The 15722-nt window shown below is 73.0% G+C and carries 9 protein-coding genes; 2 read left to right on the top strand and 7 right to left on the bottom strand.

Going from position 1 to position 15722, the window contains the following annotated elements; genetic code table 11:
• Nucleotides 1-140: 140 nt before the first annotated feature.
• The 6 genes from ACGFYU_RS32415 to ACGFYU_RS32390 all read right to left on the bottom strand — a co-directional run bounded on the left by ACGFYU_RS32415 (nt 141) and on the right by ACGFYU_RS32390 (nt 12368).
• Nucleotides 141-1934: a GMC oxidoreductase gene (locus ACGFYU_RS32415; protein WP_393830870.1), complete on the bottom strand. Its 1794-nt coding sequence runs from the start codon at nt 1932-1934 to the stop codon at nt 141-143.
• A gap of 26 nt (nt 1935-1960) precedes the next feature.
• Entirely contained in the window at nt 1961-3589 is a 1629-nt protein-coding gene (locus ACGFYU_RS32410; protein WP_393830869.1) for a succinic semialdehyde dehydrogenase, read from the bottom strand.
• Between the two features lie 93 nt (nt 3590-3682).
• Entirely contained in the window at nt 3683-5314 is a 1632-nt protein-coding gene (locus ACGFYU_RS32405; protein ID WP_393830868.1) for a serine/threonine-protein kinase, read from the bottom strand.
• A 114-nt stretch (nt 5315-5428) separates the two neighbouring features.
• Nucleotides 5429-8092, bottom strand: coding sequence for a protein kinase (locus tag ACGFYU_RS32400; protein WP_393830867.1), 2664 nt, complete (start codon nt 8090-8092; stop codon nt 5429-5431).
• 79 nt (nt 8093-8171) lie between these two features.
• The gene (locus ACGFYU_RS32395) at nt 8172-10424 is read right to left on the bottom strand and encodes a serine/threonine-protein kinase (RefSeq protein ID WP_393830876.1); all 2253 of its coding nucleotides are present in this window, start codon (nt 10422-10424) and stop codon (nt 8172-8174) included.
• A gap of 237 nt (nt 10425-10661) precedes the next feature.
• Nucleotides 10662-12368 carry a glycerol-3-phosphate dehydrogenase/oxidase gene (locus ACGFYU_RS32390; RefSeq protein ID WP_393830866.1) on the bottom strand — a complete coding sequence of 569 codons (1707 nt, stop codon included), beginning with the start codon at nt 12366-12368 and terminating at the stop codon, nt 10662-10664.
• Nucleotides 12369-12605: 237 nt separating this feature from the next.
• Here ACGFYU_RS32390 and ACGFYU_RS32385 point away from each other — a divergent pair, with 237 nt between their 5' ends.
• The gene (locus ACGFYU_RS32385) at nt 12606-13835 is read left to right on the top strand and encodes a nucleotide sugar dehydrogenase (protein WP_393830865.1); all 1230 of its coding nucleotides are present in this window, start codon (nt 12606-12608) and stop codon (nt 13833-13835) included.
• Between the two features lie 138 nt (nt 13836-13973).
• Nucleotides 13974-14450, top strand: coding sequence for a hypothetical protein (locus tag ACGFYU_RS32380; protein ID WP_393830864.1), 477 nt, complete (start codon nt 13974-13976; stop codon nt 14448-14450).
• Nucleotides 14451-14531: 81 nt separating this feature from the next.
• Here ACGFYU_RS32380 and ACGFYU_RS32375 read toward each other — a convergent pair whose 3' ends face one another.
• Nucleotides 14532-15656 (bottom strand): GuaB3 family IMP dehydrogenase-related protein, encoded by a 1125-nt coding sequence (locus tag ACGFYU_RS32375; protein WP_393830863.1) that lies wholly within the window; start codon nt 15654-15656, stop codon nt 14532-14534.
• Nucleotides 15657-15722 lie beyond the last annotated feature (66 nt).

The raw sequence follows: 15722 nt of genomic DNA, 5'->3' as shown, positions 1-15722 counted from the left end.
GAGCCCATATCTACACCCACTCCGCCGCGCGCTTTCCCTTACCCCAAAACACAACCCCCCCCCGCCCCCCCCGAACCCGGGCGGGGGGGGGTGGGGGGGGGGGGGGGGCCCGCCCCCCCCCCACCGCCGTCACCCGGGGATCACCCGGCCGTTTCGGCCTTCCTCGGCGGGATCTCCGGGACCGCCAGGAACGGCAGCCGCAGCGCGCCGAAGGCCTCCTTCGGGACGGCCGGACGGGCCGGTTCCACCGCCGCGACGCGTACGTAGGCCGCGCCCTGCTCCGGCCGCGGGTCCTGCTCGCCCCGGTTGGGCCAGTACGACATCGCCCGCTCCGCCTGCGCCGTGATCGTCAGCGACGGGTTGACCCCGAGGTTCGCGGAGACGGCCGCGCCGTCCACCACCGAGATGCCCGGGTACCCGTAGAGCCGGTGGTACGGGTCCACCACGCCCTCCTCGGGCGAGGCGCCGATCGGGCAGCCGCCGAGGAAGTGCGCCGTCAGCGGGGTGCCCATCAGCTCGCCGATGTTGCTGCCCGGGAAGCCGTTGATCTCCTCGGCCAGCAGGGTCGCGGCCTGCGTGGCCTCGGCGATCTGCACCGGATTGGGGGCGCCGTGGCCCTGCCGGGCGGTGAGCAGTCCCTTCCCGATGCCGCCGGGCTTGCGGTAGGTGGTCAGCGAGTTGTCCAGCGACTGCATGACCAGGCCGATGATGGTCCGCTCCGACCAGCGCCGGTTGGAGAGGGAGCGCAGCAGCTGGACCGGGTGCCTGGCGGTGCGGGCGAACCAGGCGCGGACCCGGTGCCTGTCGTAGGGCACCTGGAGGACGGTCATGAACCCCATGGCGTTGGAGCCCTTGCCGTAGCGGACCGGCTCTATGTGGGTGTCGGCGTTGGGGTGCACCGAGGAGGTGATCGCCACGCCCCGGGTGAAGTCCGCCCGCCGCTCCTTGCCGTGCCGCTTGCGGTAGCGGCGGTCGTCGGTCTGCGCGCCGACCAGGCCCTCCGAGTTGGTCCGGGTCAGGTCGCCGAGCCGGTCCGAAATGCGCGGGAGCTCGCCGCGGTCCTTCATCGTGTGCAGCAGGGTCTGGGTGCCGTACGTGCCCGCCGCGACGACCACGTACCGGGCGCGCAGCACCTTCGCCCGGCCCGTGCGCCGGCCGTCGGTGGGAACGGTGCGGACCCGGTAGCCGCCCTCGGGGTGCTCGGACAGGGCGGTGACCGTGGTCATGGGGTGGATGACGGCGCCCGCGCGCTCGGCGAGGTGCAGGTAGTTCTCGTTCAGGGTGTTCTTCGCGCCGTGCCGGCAGCCGGTCATGCACTCGCCGCATTCGGTGCAGGCCTTGCGGGCGGGGCCGGCGCCGCCGAAGTAGGGGTCGGCGACCTCGTCCCCGGGCCGGACCTTCGACTGTCCTTCGGCGTCGTCGCCGTCGCCGAAGAAGACGCCGACCGGGGCCATGTGGAAGGAGTCCCCGACGCCCATCTTCTCGGCGGCCGCCTTGAGGTGGACGTCGGAGGGGGTCATCGTCGGGTTCAGCCGCACCCCCAGCATCCGCTTGGCCTGGTCGTAGTACGGGGCGAGTTCGTCCCGCCAGTCGGTGATGGACGCCCACTGCCGGTCCTCGAAGAAGGCCGTGGGCGGCACGTAGAGGGTGTTGGCGTAGTTGAGCGAGCCTCCGCCCACGCCGGCGCCCGCGAGCACCATCACGTTGCCGAGCAGGTGGATCCGCTGGATCCCGTACAGCCCGAGGGCGGGCGCCCACAGGTAGTTGCGCAGGTCCCAGCTGTTCTTCGGCAGGTTCGCGCGGGTGAAGCGGCGCCCTGCCTCCAGGACGCCGACCCGGTAGCCCTTCTCGGTCAGCCGCAGCGCCGAGACCGACCCGCCGAAGCCCGATCCGATGACGAGGACGTCGTAGTCGTACGACTCAGACTCAGACACGGTGCTGCCCCTTAGCGGAGTCGGGTTTAGCGGAATCGGAGTGACTTCATGACCTTGAGGCTGCGGGTCATGAACGCCGCGTACTTCTCGTCGTCCATGCCCAGCGAGGGCGCCATCGGGAGCAGCCTCTGGTGGGCGACGGTCTGGGCCTCGGTGTACTTGAGGATGCCCTCGGAGCCGTGGCGCCGGCCGAGGCCGGAGTCCTTCATGCCGCCCATGGGGGCCTGGGCGCTGCCGTAGGCGGGGGCGTAGCCCTCGTTGATGTTGACGGTACCGGTGCGCAGGCGGGCGGCGACGGCGTGGCCGCGGCGGGAGTCCTTGGTCCAGACGCTGGAGTTCAGGCCGTAGGCGGTGGCGTTGGCCTCGGCGATGGCCTGGTCCTCGTCGGTGAAGCGGTAGACGGAGACGACCGGGCCGAAGGTCTCCTCGCCGCACACCGCCATGGGTGCCTCGACCCCGTCGAGGATGGTGGGCTCGTAGAAGAGCGGGCCGATGTCGGGGCGGGCGGTGCCGCCGGCGACGAGGGTGGCGCCCTTGGCGACGGCCTCGTCCACGTGCCGCTGTACGGTCTCCAGCTGGCGCTCACCGACGAGCGAGCCCATGTCGGCGCCATAGGCGAGGGAGGCGCCGAGCCGCATCGCCTTCGTGCGGGCGGCGAACCGCTCGACGAACGCGTCGGCGATCGAGGCGTGGACGTAGAGCCGCTCGATGGAGATGCACAGCTGGCCGGCGGAGGAGAAGCAGGCGCGGACGGCGCCCGCGGCGGCCTTCTCGATGTCGGCGTCGTGCAGGACGAGCATGGCGTTCTTGCCGCCGAGTTCGAGGGAGACGCCGACGAGGCGGTCGGCCGCGCCCCGTGCGACCTCGCGGCCGGTACGGGTGGAGCCGGTGAAGGAGACGTAGTCGGCGTGCCGGACCACCTCGGGGCCGACGACGGGGCCCTCGCCGAGGACGATCTGGAAGACCTCGGCGGGCAGCCCGGCCTCGATCAGCAGGTCGCGCGCCCACAGGGCGGTCAGCGCGGTCTCCGTGTCCGGCTTCATGACCAGCGCGTTGCCGGACACGAAGGCGGGCAGGGCGTCGCCGACCGACAGCTCCAGCGGGTAGTTCCAGGGGGCGATCTGGCCGACGACCCCGCGCGGCTGGCGCAGTTCGGTGACCTTGGTGAGGGTGGGCATGGCCCCCGTGTGGCCCTTGGGGCGCAGGTAGGAGGGGGCCTTGCGGCCGTAGTGGCGGGCGGCGACGGCGACCGCCTGGACCTCCTCGTGGGCGTGCAGGCGGGCCTTGCCGGTCTCCAGCTGGATCAGGTCGAGGACCTCGGCCTGCCGGGCCAGGACCAGGTCGTGGAAGCGCAGCAGCACCGCCGCCCGCTTGCGTACGGGGACGGCGGCCCAGGCGGGCTGCGCGGCGCGGGCCCGCTCGAAGGCGGTCGCCACGTCCTCGGGGGTGGCCTCGGGCAGGTCCGCCAGCTTGTCCCCGGTGAAGGGGGTGTGGTTGGCGGTGCGGCCGGAGCCGATCACGCCGCGGGTGAGTCGGGCGACCAGGTCGGGGGTCACGACGTCGGCGGCGGTCCGGGCGCCGGCCGGGGCCGGGGCGACCGGGTTGGTGGGCTGCGGTGCGGTCCGGGGGGCGGCGGGGGCCTGCGAGTCCGTCATGGCGGTGAGCGTATTGCGCCCGCGGGCCTTTGGGTACCCGTGGGTAACCGGATTTTGCCATTTCCGCCAGTGATTGCTGGCGGGATGACGGGATCAGGACTTCGGGGCGGGCGGCTCCCAGCCGCTGAGGACCGTGTCGAACTGCTGCTGGGTGGTGTGCCAGTCGGCGGCGGGGCTCGACATGTAGATCGCGTACTCGGTGCCGTCAGGGGCGATGTACATCTGCTCTCTCGCCCGGCGCGGCCCGGGGTGGTTCTGCTTCTCGGTCCACGTGAAATCCCACAGCGCGGCCCGGACGGTGTCCCGGAAGGTGTTCTGGTTCAGCAGCTGCTTCTTGTAGTCCGTCCGCTTCTGCACCTGCTTCTCCAGGTCGGTCAGGTGCGCGTACGGGGTGTCGTAGTCCGGCGTGGGGTCGACCGCGATCCGGATCAAGTGCTTTCCGTTGTCCGGGGTGTAGTCGATCTGGTCGCCGTTCATCTGGCGCGTCCAGCCGTCCGGGACGAACAGGGTGAAGCCGGTGGGGTCGGTGACCTCGGTCCAGCCCGCGGGCGCCGCGGACTCCCCGTCGTCCTCGCCGGACTTCGTGTCGGGGGCGCTCGTGTTCTTGTCGGAGCCGCCGCCCTCGCCTCCCTCGTCCGAGGTCAGCTTGATCACGCCGAAGACACCGCCGCCGCCGATCAGCGCCGCCACCAGGGCGATGACCGCGGCACGTCTGATCCAGCCGTTCGCCTTGGCGGGGGCCGGTAGCGGCACAACGGTCTCCGGGGACTCCGGCAGCGCGGCCGTCTGCGCGGTCTCCGTCGTCGGGGCCGGTTCCCCGGCGGCCTCCTGCGCCGAGTCGAGTTCCTCGGGGGTGACCGCGCGCGTCGGTACGTACGCCTGCGCCGCCTTCGGCTCCCGGCCCTCCATCGCCTCCAGCAGCATCCGCTCGGCCTCCTCGGCCGAGGGCCGCTCCGCCGGATCCTTGCGCAGCAGGGCGGTGATGACCGGCCCCAGCGCCCCGGACTGCTTCAGGGCCGGCGGCTCGTCGTTGACCACCGCCTGGAGGCTGGAGATCGGCGAGGTGCGGCGGAACGGCGAACGCGCCTCGACCGCCGTGTAGAGGGTGGCGCCCAGCGACCACAGGTCGGAGGCCGTGCCGGGGGTCCCGCCGGTGACCCGCTCCGGGGCCAGGTAGTCGATGGAGCCGACGATCTCGCCGGTGCGCGTGATGGACGAGTCGCCCTCGATCGCGGCGATCCCGAAGTCCGTCAGGAGCACCCGGCCGTCCTTGGCGAGCAGCACGTTGCCCGGCTTCACGTCCCGGTGCAGTACGCCGACCGCGTGCGCGGCGCGCAGCGCGCCCAGCACGTGCAGCCCGATCCTGGCCGCCTCACGGGGCTCGATCCGGCCGGCCGCCTTGGCCGCTTCCGCGAGGGACGGACCGTCGATGTACTCCATGACGATCCACGGCCGGTCGTCGTGCTCCAGCACGTCGTGGACGGTGACGACCGCCGGATGCTGGATCCGGGCCGCGGCCCGGGCCTCCTTCTGGGTCCGGGCGTGCATGACGTCCCGGTCGGCCTGGGCCACGTAGAGACCCGCCGTCAGTTCCTTGACGGCGACGGTCCTGTGGAGCAGCTCGTCATGCGCGCGCCACACCTTGCCCATGCCGCCCCGGCCGATCGGCTCGACGAGCCGGTACCGGCCCGCCAGCACGGCGCCCCCACCTGTCTGCTGTTCCACGAAACCCCGCCGCTCTCTGCACTTCAGGCCAGATTACGGAGCGCACGGGTGCTGTCGGAACCGCGCGGCCGCGAATGGCCCGCACTGTGACGCAATCGCCGTACTGATCAGTCGTCAGCCGCCCGACTTGTAACTGGCCGTGGCCTTCTCGAAGACCTCGGTGACCTTGCCCTGCTCATCCTCGGGCCCCGTCACCATGACGACGTGGTAGCTGCCCCCGAGCGCGACGACGAAGTTGCGGGCGAAGACGTTGCGGCCGGTGCCGTCGATCCACGTGTACCGGCCGGTGGCGCGCAGCTGCTGGCCCACCTTGGTGGTCTTGATGTCGCCGACCGTGGACCAGGTGGAAGTCCGGTACGGCGTCAGCTCCGGCTCCTTGTCCTTCTGGTAGGCCGCCGGGTCCGGGTTGCCCTGGACCTTGTCCCGGCCGGGGACGACGGTCAGGACGAACTGGCCGTCGGTGTAGCGGACCTGACCGGCCTCGTTGATCCCGCGGCGCTCCCAGCCGTCGGGCACGGCGATCTCGAAGTGCTCCGGGTCCTGCTGGGTGGTGTAACCGGGCGGGGCGGACGCGGCGGGGGCGGTCGTCTGCGGCGCCGGGTTGGACTCGGGGGTCCCGGTCCCGGACGGCGCCCGGGAGGGGCTCGGACCCGGCTTCGGCGACTGCGATTGCGACGGCGACTTGGCACTGCTGCCGGCGGGGGTGTTCTTCGACTCCGCCTCCGGGGTGCCGGAACGGGGCATGAACAGCAGCGCGTACGCCACCGCTCCGGAGAGCAGCACCAGGATGCCGACGAGCAGGGTCCGGCCGAGGGCGCGGGGCTTGCGGGGGGCGGCCGGGTTGCGGTGCCGCCCGTGCAGGTCGCCGCGCCGGCGCACGACGGGCAGCCGCGCGGGGTCGGGCTCCGGCAGCGGGGCCGCCTCCGGCTCGGGGGCGGACCGCACGAGCGAACGCAGCCAGCCGCGGAGCTCCTCGAAGTCGGGGCGCTCGGTCGGGTCCTGACGCAGCAGCGACTCCACGACGGGGCGCAGCGCACCGCACTCCTCCGCGAACGCGGGGGGTTCGGCGCACACCGTCTCGACGAGCTCGGCGACGCTGTCCTCGGGGTACGGGGCGTGCCCCTGCACGGCGCGGTACAGCAGCGCGCCGAGCGCCCAGAGGTCGGTGGCGGGCCCGATGGGAGCCGCCAGCTGCCAGGGCCCGGACAAGCTGCGGGCCTGCTCGGGAGCCCAGCGCTCGGTGACGGCCCCGACCACGGCCATCCGCGTCTGCCGCGCCCGCTCGGCCCCCAACCCGCTGGGCTGCACCGGCGCGTACCGTGCGGCCACGGCCGGCACCTCGTCGGCCTGCCGATACCCCTGCGGCAAGGCCAACTGCGCCGGCAGCGCAGGCCGCCCGCTGCCCTCCGCCGGCTGCCCCGGGCCTCCCGGCGTCAGTGCCGCCGGGGCCGGATGTGCGCCGGGGTGCCCCCGCAGGGCGCCGAACGCTGTTCCGCTCTCACTGTCCGCCCCCTGGCCACGTTCGGCGCCCGAGGAGGTACCCCGGCGCGCGCCCGGCCCCGGACTGCCCGCGGGCCGCGGCTCCAACTCGGGCCAAGGACCTGGCTGCGGCTGCGCCGTGGCCCCGGGCGGGTCCGCCGGGGCTGGCTGTTCCGGGTCGGAGAGGTCCGGGCGGCGCGGGGTGGCCCCGTGCCAGGGGACGGGGTCGCCGGTCTCCGGGTTGCCGTACGGGTACGAGTACCCCTGAGGCAGGGTCGACCCCGCGGGCCGCGGCGGCTCCGGCACCACGATGGGGTCGGACCCGGACTTGCGCTGCTCGGTGACCTTGGCGGCGGCCGCCCGGGCCCCGGCCCGGTACGCGGCGATGGCCCCGGCCCGCGCGGCCGCCTTGAGGTCGGGCCGCTCCTCCGGCCGCCCGGGGGTGATGTGGTCGTTGTACCGCGGCCCGGTGTCGTACCCCGGAGCCACCAACGGCGCGTAAGCGGGCCCGCCGTCATCCCCGGCGCGGGACCCGTCAGAGCCGAACACCCCCGAACCCGCCCCGGACGCGCCCGGATCCCCTCCGAGGGCACCGGCCTCCACAGGCGCAGCGGCCGCGCCGCTCCACTCCGCCGAACCCCGCGCAGGGGGAACGGCCGGGCCCGCCGCAGGCGAACCGGCAGGGGAGGAGCCCCAGCCCCCGTCCCCGCCGGAGGCGTCCCGCCCCGGCAGGGGGTCGTAGCCGCACAGGGCCTCCTCCGCCGCGCCGGCCGCGAGGCCGGTCAGCACGACGCGCCCGTCCTCGCACACCAGCACCGTCCGCACCGTGATGTTCCGGTGCGTCCACCCGTGCGCATGCAGCACCCGCAGCGCGGTCAGCACGTCCGAGGCCACTTCCGCAGCCCGGTACGGGCTCAACGGCTCATCCGCGATCAGCGCCGCCAGCGGCCTCGCCGGGACCAGTTCGCTCACTATCCACAGCGACCCGTCCTCGGCGAACACGTCGAAGACCTGGTCCAGCCGCGGATGGTCGGGGACGGCGGCCGCCGCCTGCGCCGCCTCGATGGCGCGCCGTACGGCCGGCAGGTCCGCCGGGTCGCGCCGCCCCGCCGACGGAACGGCCCGCGAGCCGTCGACCAGCTCCGCGTCCACGACCTCCGGCAACGGCACCTGCCGTACCAGGACTTCCTGCCCGCTCCGCGTGTCGAAGGCGCGGGTCTCGATCAGCTCGTACTCGTCCGTCGGCGGCAGCGGCAGGCGGTACCGGTGGGCCAGGATCCGGCCCGCGTACTCCTCCACATCGCCTCCCCCGAGTACTGGGGGCACCCCCGTGGCCCCGCTGACACGATACGTCGCCGGGGCCGCCCGCGTCCCGGGGTCAGCCGAGCGGCTGGAAGGTCTCGAAGGCGGTGTTACGCATCTGCGTGCACTCGGCGCCGTCCCACTGGTCGGCGGCGCAACTGATCATGATCGCGTAGCCGTGCGTCGCGTCCATCTTGAAGCCGCGGTTGAGCACCCGGACCCGGAGGCTGTCGTGGTCGCGCTCGAACTGCCAGTCGGCGACGGTGGGGTAGTTCCGGTAGCTCGCCAGCTCGATGCTGATCAGCTTGTAGTTCGTACTGCTGGCCGCCGTACCGGGGTGGGATTCGAGCCAGGCCTTGCGGGCGTCGTCCTTCGGGCTGTTGTTGTAGTCGACCTGTATTCGGGGGAAGCCGCCGTCGCGGCTGTATATGCCGCCCGAGTTCTTCCCGGCTATCCCCGTCTTGTGGAAGCCCTCGGGCATCGCCATCGAGAAGTGGAATCCAGGGTCCGTCACCAACGCGTATCCCGCGGGGAGTCCGCTGCCCGAGCCACCGGGCGCAGCGCCCTGCCCCTGGCTCGCGTTGCCGCCGCCACTGGCGTTGGACGGCGTCTGTCCCTGACCGCCGCCCGGCTCACTCGCCTTCGGGGAGGACTGCGGCGAGGCCGGCGCGTTGCCCGCCTGACCACCGCCCGGGGACTTGCTCGCGGAGACGCCCGGGGTGGGCTTGCCGCCGTTCTTGCCCTCGTTCTTGCGTCCGTTGGCGTCGTCGCCGCTGATGGCCCAGGCGATCAGCGAACCGACCGTCGCCAGCACGACGACCACGGCGGCTATCGCCAGCGCGATGGTGCGGCGCGGCATGACATCGGTGAGCGGCGCCGCCACCGGGGCCGACTTGGCCTTGGGCTCGGCGGCCGGCGCGGCCGGCGCCTCCGCCGCGGAGGCGGTCTGCGTGGCGGCGGCTCCCGCCGCCGCCTTGCGGGCCGACTTCAGTGCGGCGCGGGCGCGTTCGCGCTGCTCGCGCTCCCGCCGCTCGCGTTCCTTCTTCGCCGCCTTCTCGGCGGCCTTTTCCGCGGCGGCCTTCTCCGCGGCCGCCTTGGCGTCGGCGAGCGAGATCTGCCGGGTCTCCTCGGCGGCCGGGGCCGGCTCGGGCGCCGCGACGGGCTCGGGCGCGTTCAGGACGGCGGTGAGCATCGCCCGAGCCCGCTCGTCGTCGAGCCGGTGGGCCGGGTCCTTGGCGAGCAGGCCGTAGATGACCTCGGTCAGCGGACCGGCGTTCTTGGGCGGGTCCACCGGCTCGGTCATCACGGCGGTGAGGGTGGCGAGCGCGGAGCCCTTGTCGTACGGGGGCACGCCCTCGACGGCGGCGTAGAGCAGACCGCCGAGCGACCACATGTCGGCGGGCGGGCCGGGCTTGTAACCGCGGGCGCGCTCGGGCGAGATGTAGGAAGGCGCGCCGACGAGCATGCCGGTGGAGGTGACGGAGGGGTCGCCCTCGACCTGGGCGATGCCGAAGTCGGTGAGGACGACGCGGCCGCTGGCGGCGATGAGCACGTTGGACGGCTTGACGTCCCGGTGCAGGATGCCCTGGCCGTGCGCGGCGCGCAGCACGTCGAGCACCGCGAGGCCGACCTCGGCGGCGCGGTGCGGGGTGAGGGGGCCGTTCTCCCGTATGAACTCGGCGAGCGAGGGCCCCTCGATGAGCTCCATGACGATCCAAGGCCGGCCGTCCTCGTCGACCACGTCATAGACGGTGACGGCACCCCCGCTCCGGATCCGGGCAATGGCCTTGGCCTCGCGCAAGGTACGCGTAATGAGCCGCCGCTTCTCGTCCTCATCGACCCCGGTGCTGAACCGGAGCTCCTTGACGGCGACGGTCCGCCCCAGCGTCTCGTCCTGAGCCCGCCAGACGGTCCCCATCCCGCCCTTGCCGAGCACGGCCCCCAGCCGATACCGCCCGGCGAGCAACCGCCCCTGGTCCTTGGCCGGCTCGCCCTTGTCCGGCTTGGCAGCCGCAGCCTCAGCCCCAGCCGTGCCCTTGGCCGCCTTCGGCTTCTCGGCCGCGGCAGCGTCCGGCTCCGCATCCACGGGTTCGACCTTGCCCGACTCCGCGGACTCCGCCTCACCCTTGACCAGGCTCGGCTTGGTGGCAGCAGGCTCGGGCTCCGGCGCAGCCCCGGCCGCCTTCGCGGGCGCGGCACCACCCTTGACCGGATCCGGCTCAGCGGCCGCAAGCGCGGGCTCCGCGGGCGCAGCCGCGGGCTTGGCCGGCTCCGGCTGCTCGGCGGCAGCCCCCGCCTCGGCGGTATCCGGCTCCGCAGCCGCGGGCATGGGCACGGGCACGGGCTCCACACCGTCTTGCTGCGCCGCAGGCGTCTCCGGCTTAGACATGCGTCCCCTCTGCGATCGTGCCTCTGCTCCGCCCGCCCCAGCGGCCGAGCTGCCCGGCGGCCGAGCTGCCCGGCGGCCGGGGTCCGCGGTAACCCGCCCCGGCAGAACCTTCATTGTCCCTCACTCCGCAACGGACGGGCGCCCCGGGTCCGCGGTTCCCCCTTCCGCATCCCGGAGTTACAACGGAACGATGTCGGGCGCCCCCAGCCGCGCCGCGTCCGCCGTCTGGTCGTCCGGCTGACGCTGCGATTCCCGCTCCGCCTGCACCCGCTTCTCGTAGTGCTCCACCTCCTTCTCGATCTGCTGCTTGTCCCAGCCCAGCACCGGCGCCATCAACTCCGCGCACTCCCGCGCCGACCGCGTCCCCCGGTCGAAGGTCTCGATCGAGATCCGCGTCCGCCGCGTCAGCACGTCGTCCAGGTGCCGCGCCCCCTCGTGCGAGGCGGCGTACACGATCTCCGCCCGCAGATAGTCCTCCGCCCCCGCCACCGGCTCGCCCAGCCCCGGATCGGCGGCGACCAGGTCCAGCAGTTCCTCCGTCAGCGACCCGTACCGGTTCAACAGGTGCTCCACCCGCACCACATGAAGCCCCGTCCGGGCGGCGATCCGGGCCCGCCCGTTCCACAGCGCCCGGTACCCCTCGGCCCCCACCAGCGGCACGTCCTCCGTCACGCACTGCGCCACCCGCTGGTCCAGCCCGTGCACCGCCTCGTCGACCGCGTCCTTCGCCATGACCCGGTACGTCGTGTACTTGCCGCCCGCGACCACCACCAGCCCCGGCACCGGGTGCGCCACCGTGTGCTCGCGCGACAGCTTGCTCGTCGCGTCCGACTCCCCTGCCAGCAGCGGCCGCAGGCCCGCGTACACGCCCTGGACGTCGTCCCGCGTCAGCGGCACCGCCAGCACCGAGTTCACGTGCTCCAGCAGGTAGTCGATGTCCGCGCTCGACGCCGCCGGGTGCGCCTTGTCCAGGTCCCAGTCGGTGTCCGTGGTCCCCACGATCCAGTGCCGCCCCCACGGGATGACGAACAGCACCGACTTCTCGGTCCGCAGGATCAGCCCGGTGCTCGAATGGATCCGGTCCTTCGGCACGACCAGGTGGATGCCCTTGGACGCCCGTACGTGGAACTGCCCGCGCTCCCCGATCAGGGCCTGCGTGTCGTCCGTCCACACCCCCGTCGCGTTCACGACCTGCTTCGCGCGGATCTCGTACTCGCCGCCACCCTCGACGTCCTGCACCCGCGCGCCGACCACCCGTTCGCCCTCGCGCAGAAAGCCGACGACCCTCGCCCGGTTGGCGCAATGCGCCCCGTACGCCGCGGCCGTCCGCACCAGCGTGGCCACGTACCGCGCGTCGTCCATCTGGGCGTCGTAGTACTGCAGGGCTCCGACCAGCGCGTCCTTGCGCAGCGCCGGCGCCACCCGCAGCGCGCGCTTGCGCGACAGGTGCCGGTGCACCGGCAGGCCCCGCCCGTGCCCGCTGGAGACCGACATCGCGTCGTACAGCGCGACGCCCGAGCCCGCATACAGCCGCTCCCAGCCCTTGTGCTGCAAGGGGTACAGGAACGGCACCGGCTTCACCAGGTGCGGGGCGAGGCGCTCCAGGAGCAGCCCGCGCTCCTTCAGCGCCTCCCGTACGAGGGCGAAGTCGAGCATCTCCAGGTACCTGAGCCCGCCGTGGATGAGCTTGCTCGACCGGCTCGACGTGCCGGACGCCCAGTCGCGCGCCTCCACCAGTCCCGTCGACAGGCCTCTGGTCACCGCGTCGAGGGCGGTGCCCGCGCCGACCACGCCCGCGCCCACCACCAGCAGGTCCAATTCCCGCTCGGCCATCCGGGCGAGGGCCTCGGCGCGCTGCGCCGGCCCCAGTGTCGCTGTCCTCACGGCTGCCTCCCGTTGATGCGGGTGATCCCGCTCACATGCCCCGTTTTCATGATTCTGACCGCCCGCACCCTCATCAGCCACCGCCTGTGGACAACACACGGGTGGCCACCACTCCAGAATGCGACATATCTGTCATATATACGCCTAACCTGACATTGCGCCAGCTCCTGTCGGGCTCCCCTGTCCACAGGCCTTGCGCGCGCATCCCCCTCATGTCAGGGAAGGGACGGCACCCCCATGCCCGCAGACCTCGCCGTCATCGGACTCGGCCATCTCGGCCTCCCCCTCGCCCAGGCGGCCGTCGCCGCCGGGATCGAGACGGTCGGCTACGACAGCGGTCCGGTCACGGACTCCACCCTCACCGCCGCCGAGATCCGCCGCATGTCGGCGGCCGGCTTCCGGGTCACCACCAACCCCGCCGAGCTCGGCCGGGTCCGCACCGCCGTCATCTGCGCCCCCACCCAGCTCGGCGCCGATCGCGCGCTCGACCTCTCCGCCGTCGGCGGGGCCGGCCGCGCGCTCGCCGCCCGCCTGCGCCCCCACACCACGGTGATCCTCGAATCCGCCGCCCACCCGGGCGTCACCGAGGACTACCTCCGCCCGATCCTGGAAGAGGGCTCCGGACTCCGTGCGGGCCGGGACTTCCACCTGGCCTACTCCCCCAGCCGCCTCGACCCCGGCAACCGCACGCACGGCATCTCCAACACCCCCAAGGTGATCGGCGGCCTCACCCCCGCCTGCACGGAGTCCGCCCACGCCTTCTACGCCCGCCTCACCGAGAAGGTGGTCCGCGCCCGCGGCCTGCGCGAGGCCGAGACCGTCCAGCTCCTCGAAACGAACTACCGGCACGTCAACATCGCCCTCATGAACGAGATGGCGGTCCTCTGCCACGACCTCGGCGTCGACCTCTGGGACGTCATCCGCTGCGCCGAAACCAAGCCGTACGGGTTCCAGGCCTTCCGCCCCGGCCCGGGCGTCGGCGGCCACGGCGTCCCCCTCGACCCGAACTACCTCCCCCACACCACCCGCACCCCCGGCCACCCCCTGCGCATGGTGGGCCTCGCGCAGGAGATCAACAACCGGATGCCGCAGTACGTCATCCAGCGCTCCGCCACCCTCCTGAACGAGCACGGAAAGTCCGCCCGCGGCGCCCGCGTCCTGCTCCTGGGTGTCACCTACAAGCCCGACCTCGCCGACCAGGAGGGCTCCCCGGCCCGCGAGATCGCCAGCCGCCTCCTCGACCTGGGCGCACTGATCAGCTACCACGACCCGTACATCGCGGGCTGGCGCGTACGCGACCAACCGGTCCCCCGTGCCGAATCGTTGTACGAGGCCGCCGCCAACGCCGATCTGACGATCCTGCTCCAGCACCACCGCACGTACGACCTCCAAGGACTCGCGGTCAAGGCCCAGTTGCTCCTCGACACCCGCGGCGCCAGCCCGGCGGGCGCGGCCCACCGCCTCTGACGGCGCCCCTCACCCCGGCTCACCACCGAAAATTCCCCCTCACGGATGTCGTGGCCGACTGCTAGCCTGCGGCGTCACTTATCTCGCACTTATGACCTACGGGCAGACGTGCGCCCGAATCCCTGGGGGGGATTTCCCATGAGCCAGAGCCAGAACTTCCAGCCGCCCGCGCCCGACTCCTTCACCGAGGCCCCCGCCCCGGCCCCGGCCGCCTCCGGCAACATCGGCCTCGGCATCGTCGCGGCCGTCGTCGCCGCCCTGGTCATCGGCGCCATCTACGGCGCGATCATCGGCGCGACCAAGTACGAGATCGGCTACGCCGCCATCGCCGTGGGCGCCGTGATCGGCCTCGCCGCGGGCAAGATCGGCGGCCGCAACCCCCTCCTGCCGGTCATCAGCGTCCTGCTCGCCCTTGCCGCCGTCCTCGGCGGCCAGATGTTCGGCATGGCCATGATCACCGCCGACGAGGCCGGCGTCTCCACCACGGACGTGCTGAACCTCGGCATCTCCCTGCTGTTCGACGGCTGGAAGGAGAACGCCGACCCCATGACGTTCCTCTTCTTCGCGGTCGGCGGCTACGCGGCCTTCCAGACGGCCCGCAAGACCGCGGCCTGAGCGCGTTCTCGCCCGCTTCACACGCCGGAGGGCCGGCACCCCACTCGGGGTGCCGGCCCTCCGGCATACGTACGGAACGGATCAGCGGCTGTGCTGCGAGTCCGCGACCGTGACCTCGACCCGCTGGAACTCCTTGAGCTCGCTGTAGCCGGTCGTGGCCATCGAGCGGCGCAGCGCGCCGAAGAGGTTCATCGAGCCGTCCGGGGTGTGCGACGGGCCGGTCAGGATCTCCTCGGTCGTGCCGACCGTGCCGAGGTTGACCTTCTTGCCGCGCGGCACGTCCTCGTGGACGGCCTCCATGCCCCAGTGGTTGCCCTTGCCCGGCGCGTCGGTGGCGCGCGCCAGCGGGGAGCCCATCATCACGGCGTCGGCGCCGCAGGCCACGGCCTTCGGGATGTCGCCGGACCAGCCCACGCCGCCGTCGGCGATGACGTGCACGTAGCGGCCGCCGGACTCGTCCATGTAGTCGCGGCGGGCCGCGGCCACGTCCGCGACGGCGGTCGCCATCGGGACCTGGATGCCGAGCACGTTGCGGGTGGTGTGCGCGGCGCCGCCGCCGAAGCCGACCAGCACGCCCGCCGCGCCAGTGCGCATCAGGTGCAGGGCCGCCGTGTAGGTGGCGCAGCCGCCGACGATGACGGGGACGTCGAGCTCGTAGATGAACTGCTTCAGGTTCAGCGGCTCGGCGGCGCCGGAGACGTGCTCCGCCGACACCGTGGTGCCGCGGATGACGAAGATGTCCACGCCCGCCTCGACGACGGCCTTGGAGAACTCGGCGGTGCGCTGCGGGGAGAGCGCGGCGGCGGTGACGACGCCCGAGTCGCGCACCTCCTTGATCCGCTGCCGGATCAGGTCCGCCTGGATCGGCGCGGAGTAGATCTCCTGGAGGCGGCGGGTGGCCGCGGCCTCGTCCAGCTCCGTGATCTCGTCGAGCAGCGGCTGCGGGTCCTCGTAGCGGGTCCACAGGCCTTCGAGGTTCAGCACGCCGAGGCCGCCGAGCTCGCCGATGCGGATCGCGGTCTGCGGAGAGACGACCGAGTCCATGGGGGCGGCCAGGAAGGGGAGCTCGAAGCGGTACGCGTCGATCTGCCAGGCGATCGAGACCTCCTTCGGGTCCCGGGTACGCCGGCTCGGGACGATGGCGATGTCGTCGAACGCGTACGCCCTGCGGCCGCGCTTGCCGCGCCCGATCTCGATCTCAGTCACGTGTGGTGGCCTTTCCTCTGGGTCTGCCCGTCCAGTATCCCCGAACCCCGGGGGCCCGCGTTCCGG

It is taken from the genome of Streptomyces sp. NPDC048337 (assembly GCF_043201175.1).
Classification (GTDB): Bacteria; Actinomycetota; Actinomycetes; order Streptomycetales; family Streptomycetaceae; genus Streptomyces.
Note: the sequence above shows the minus strand (reverse complement) of the source record. Positions and strands in the feature narration are given on the sequence as shown.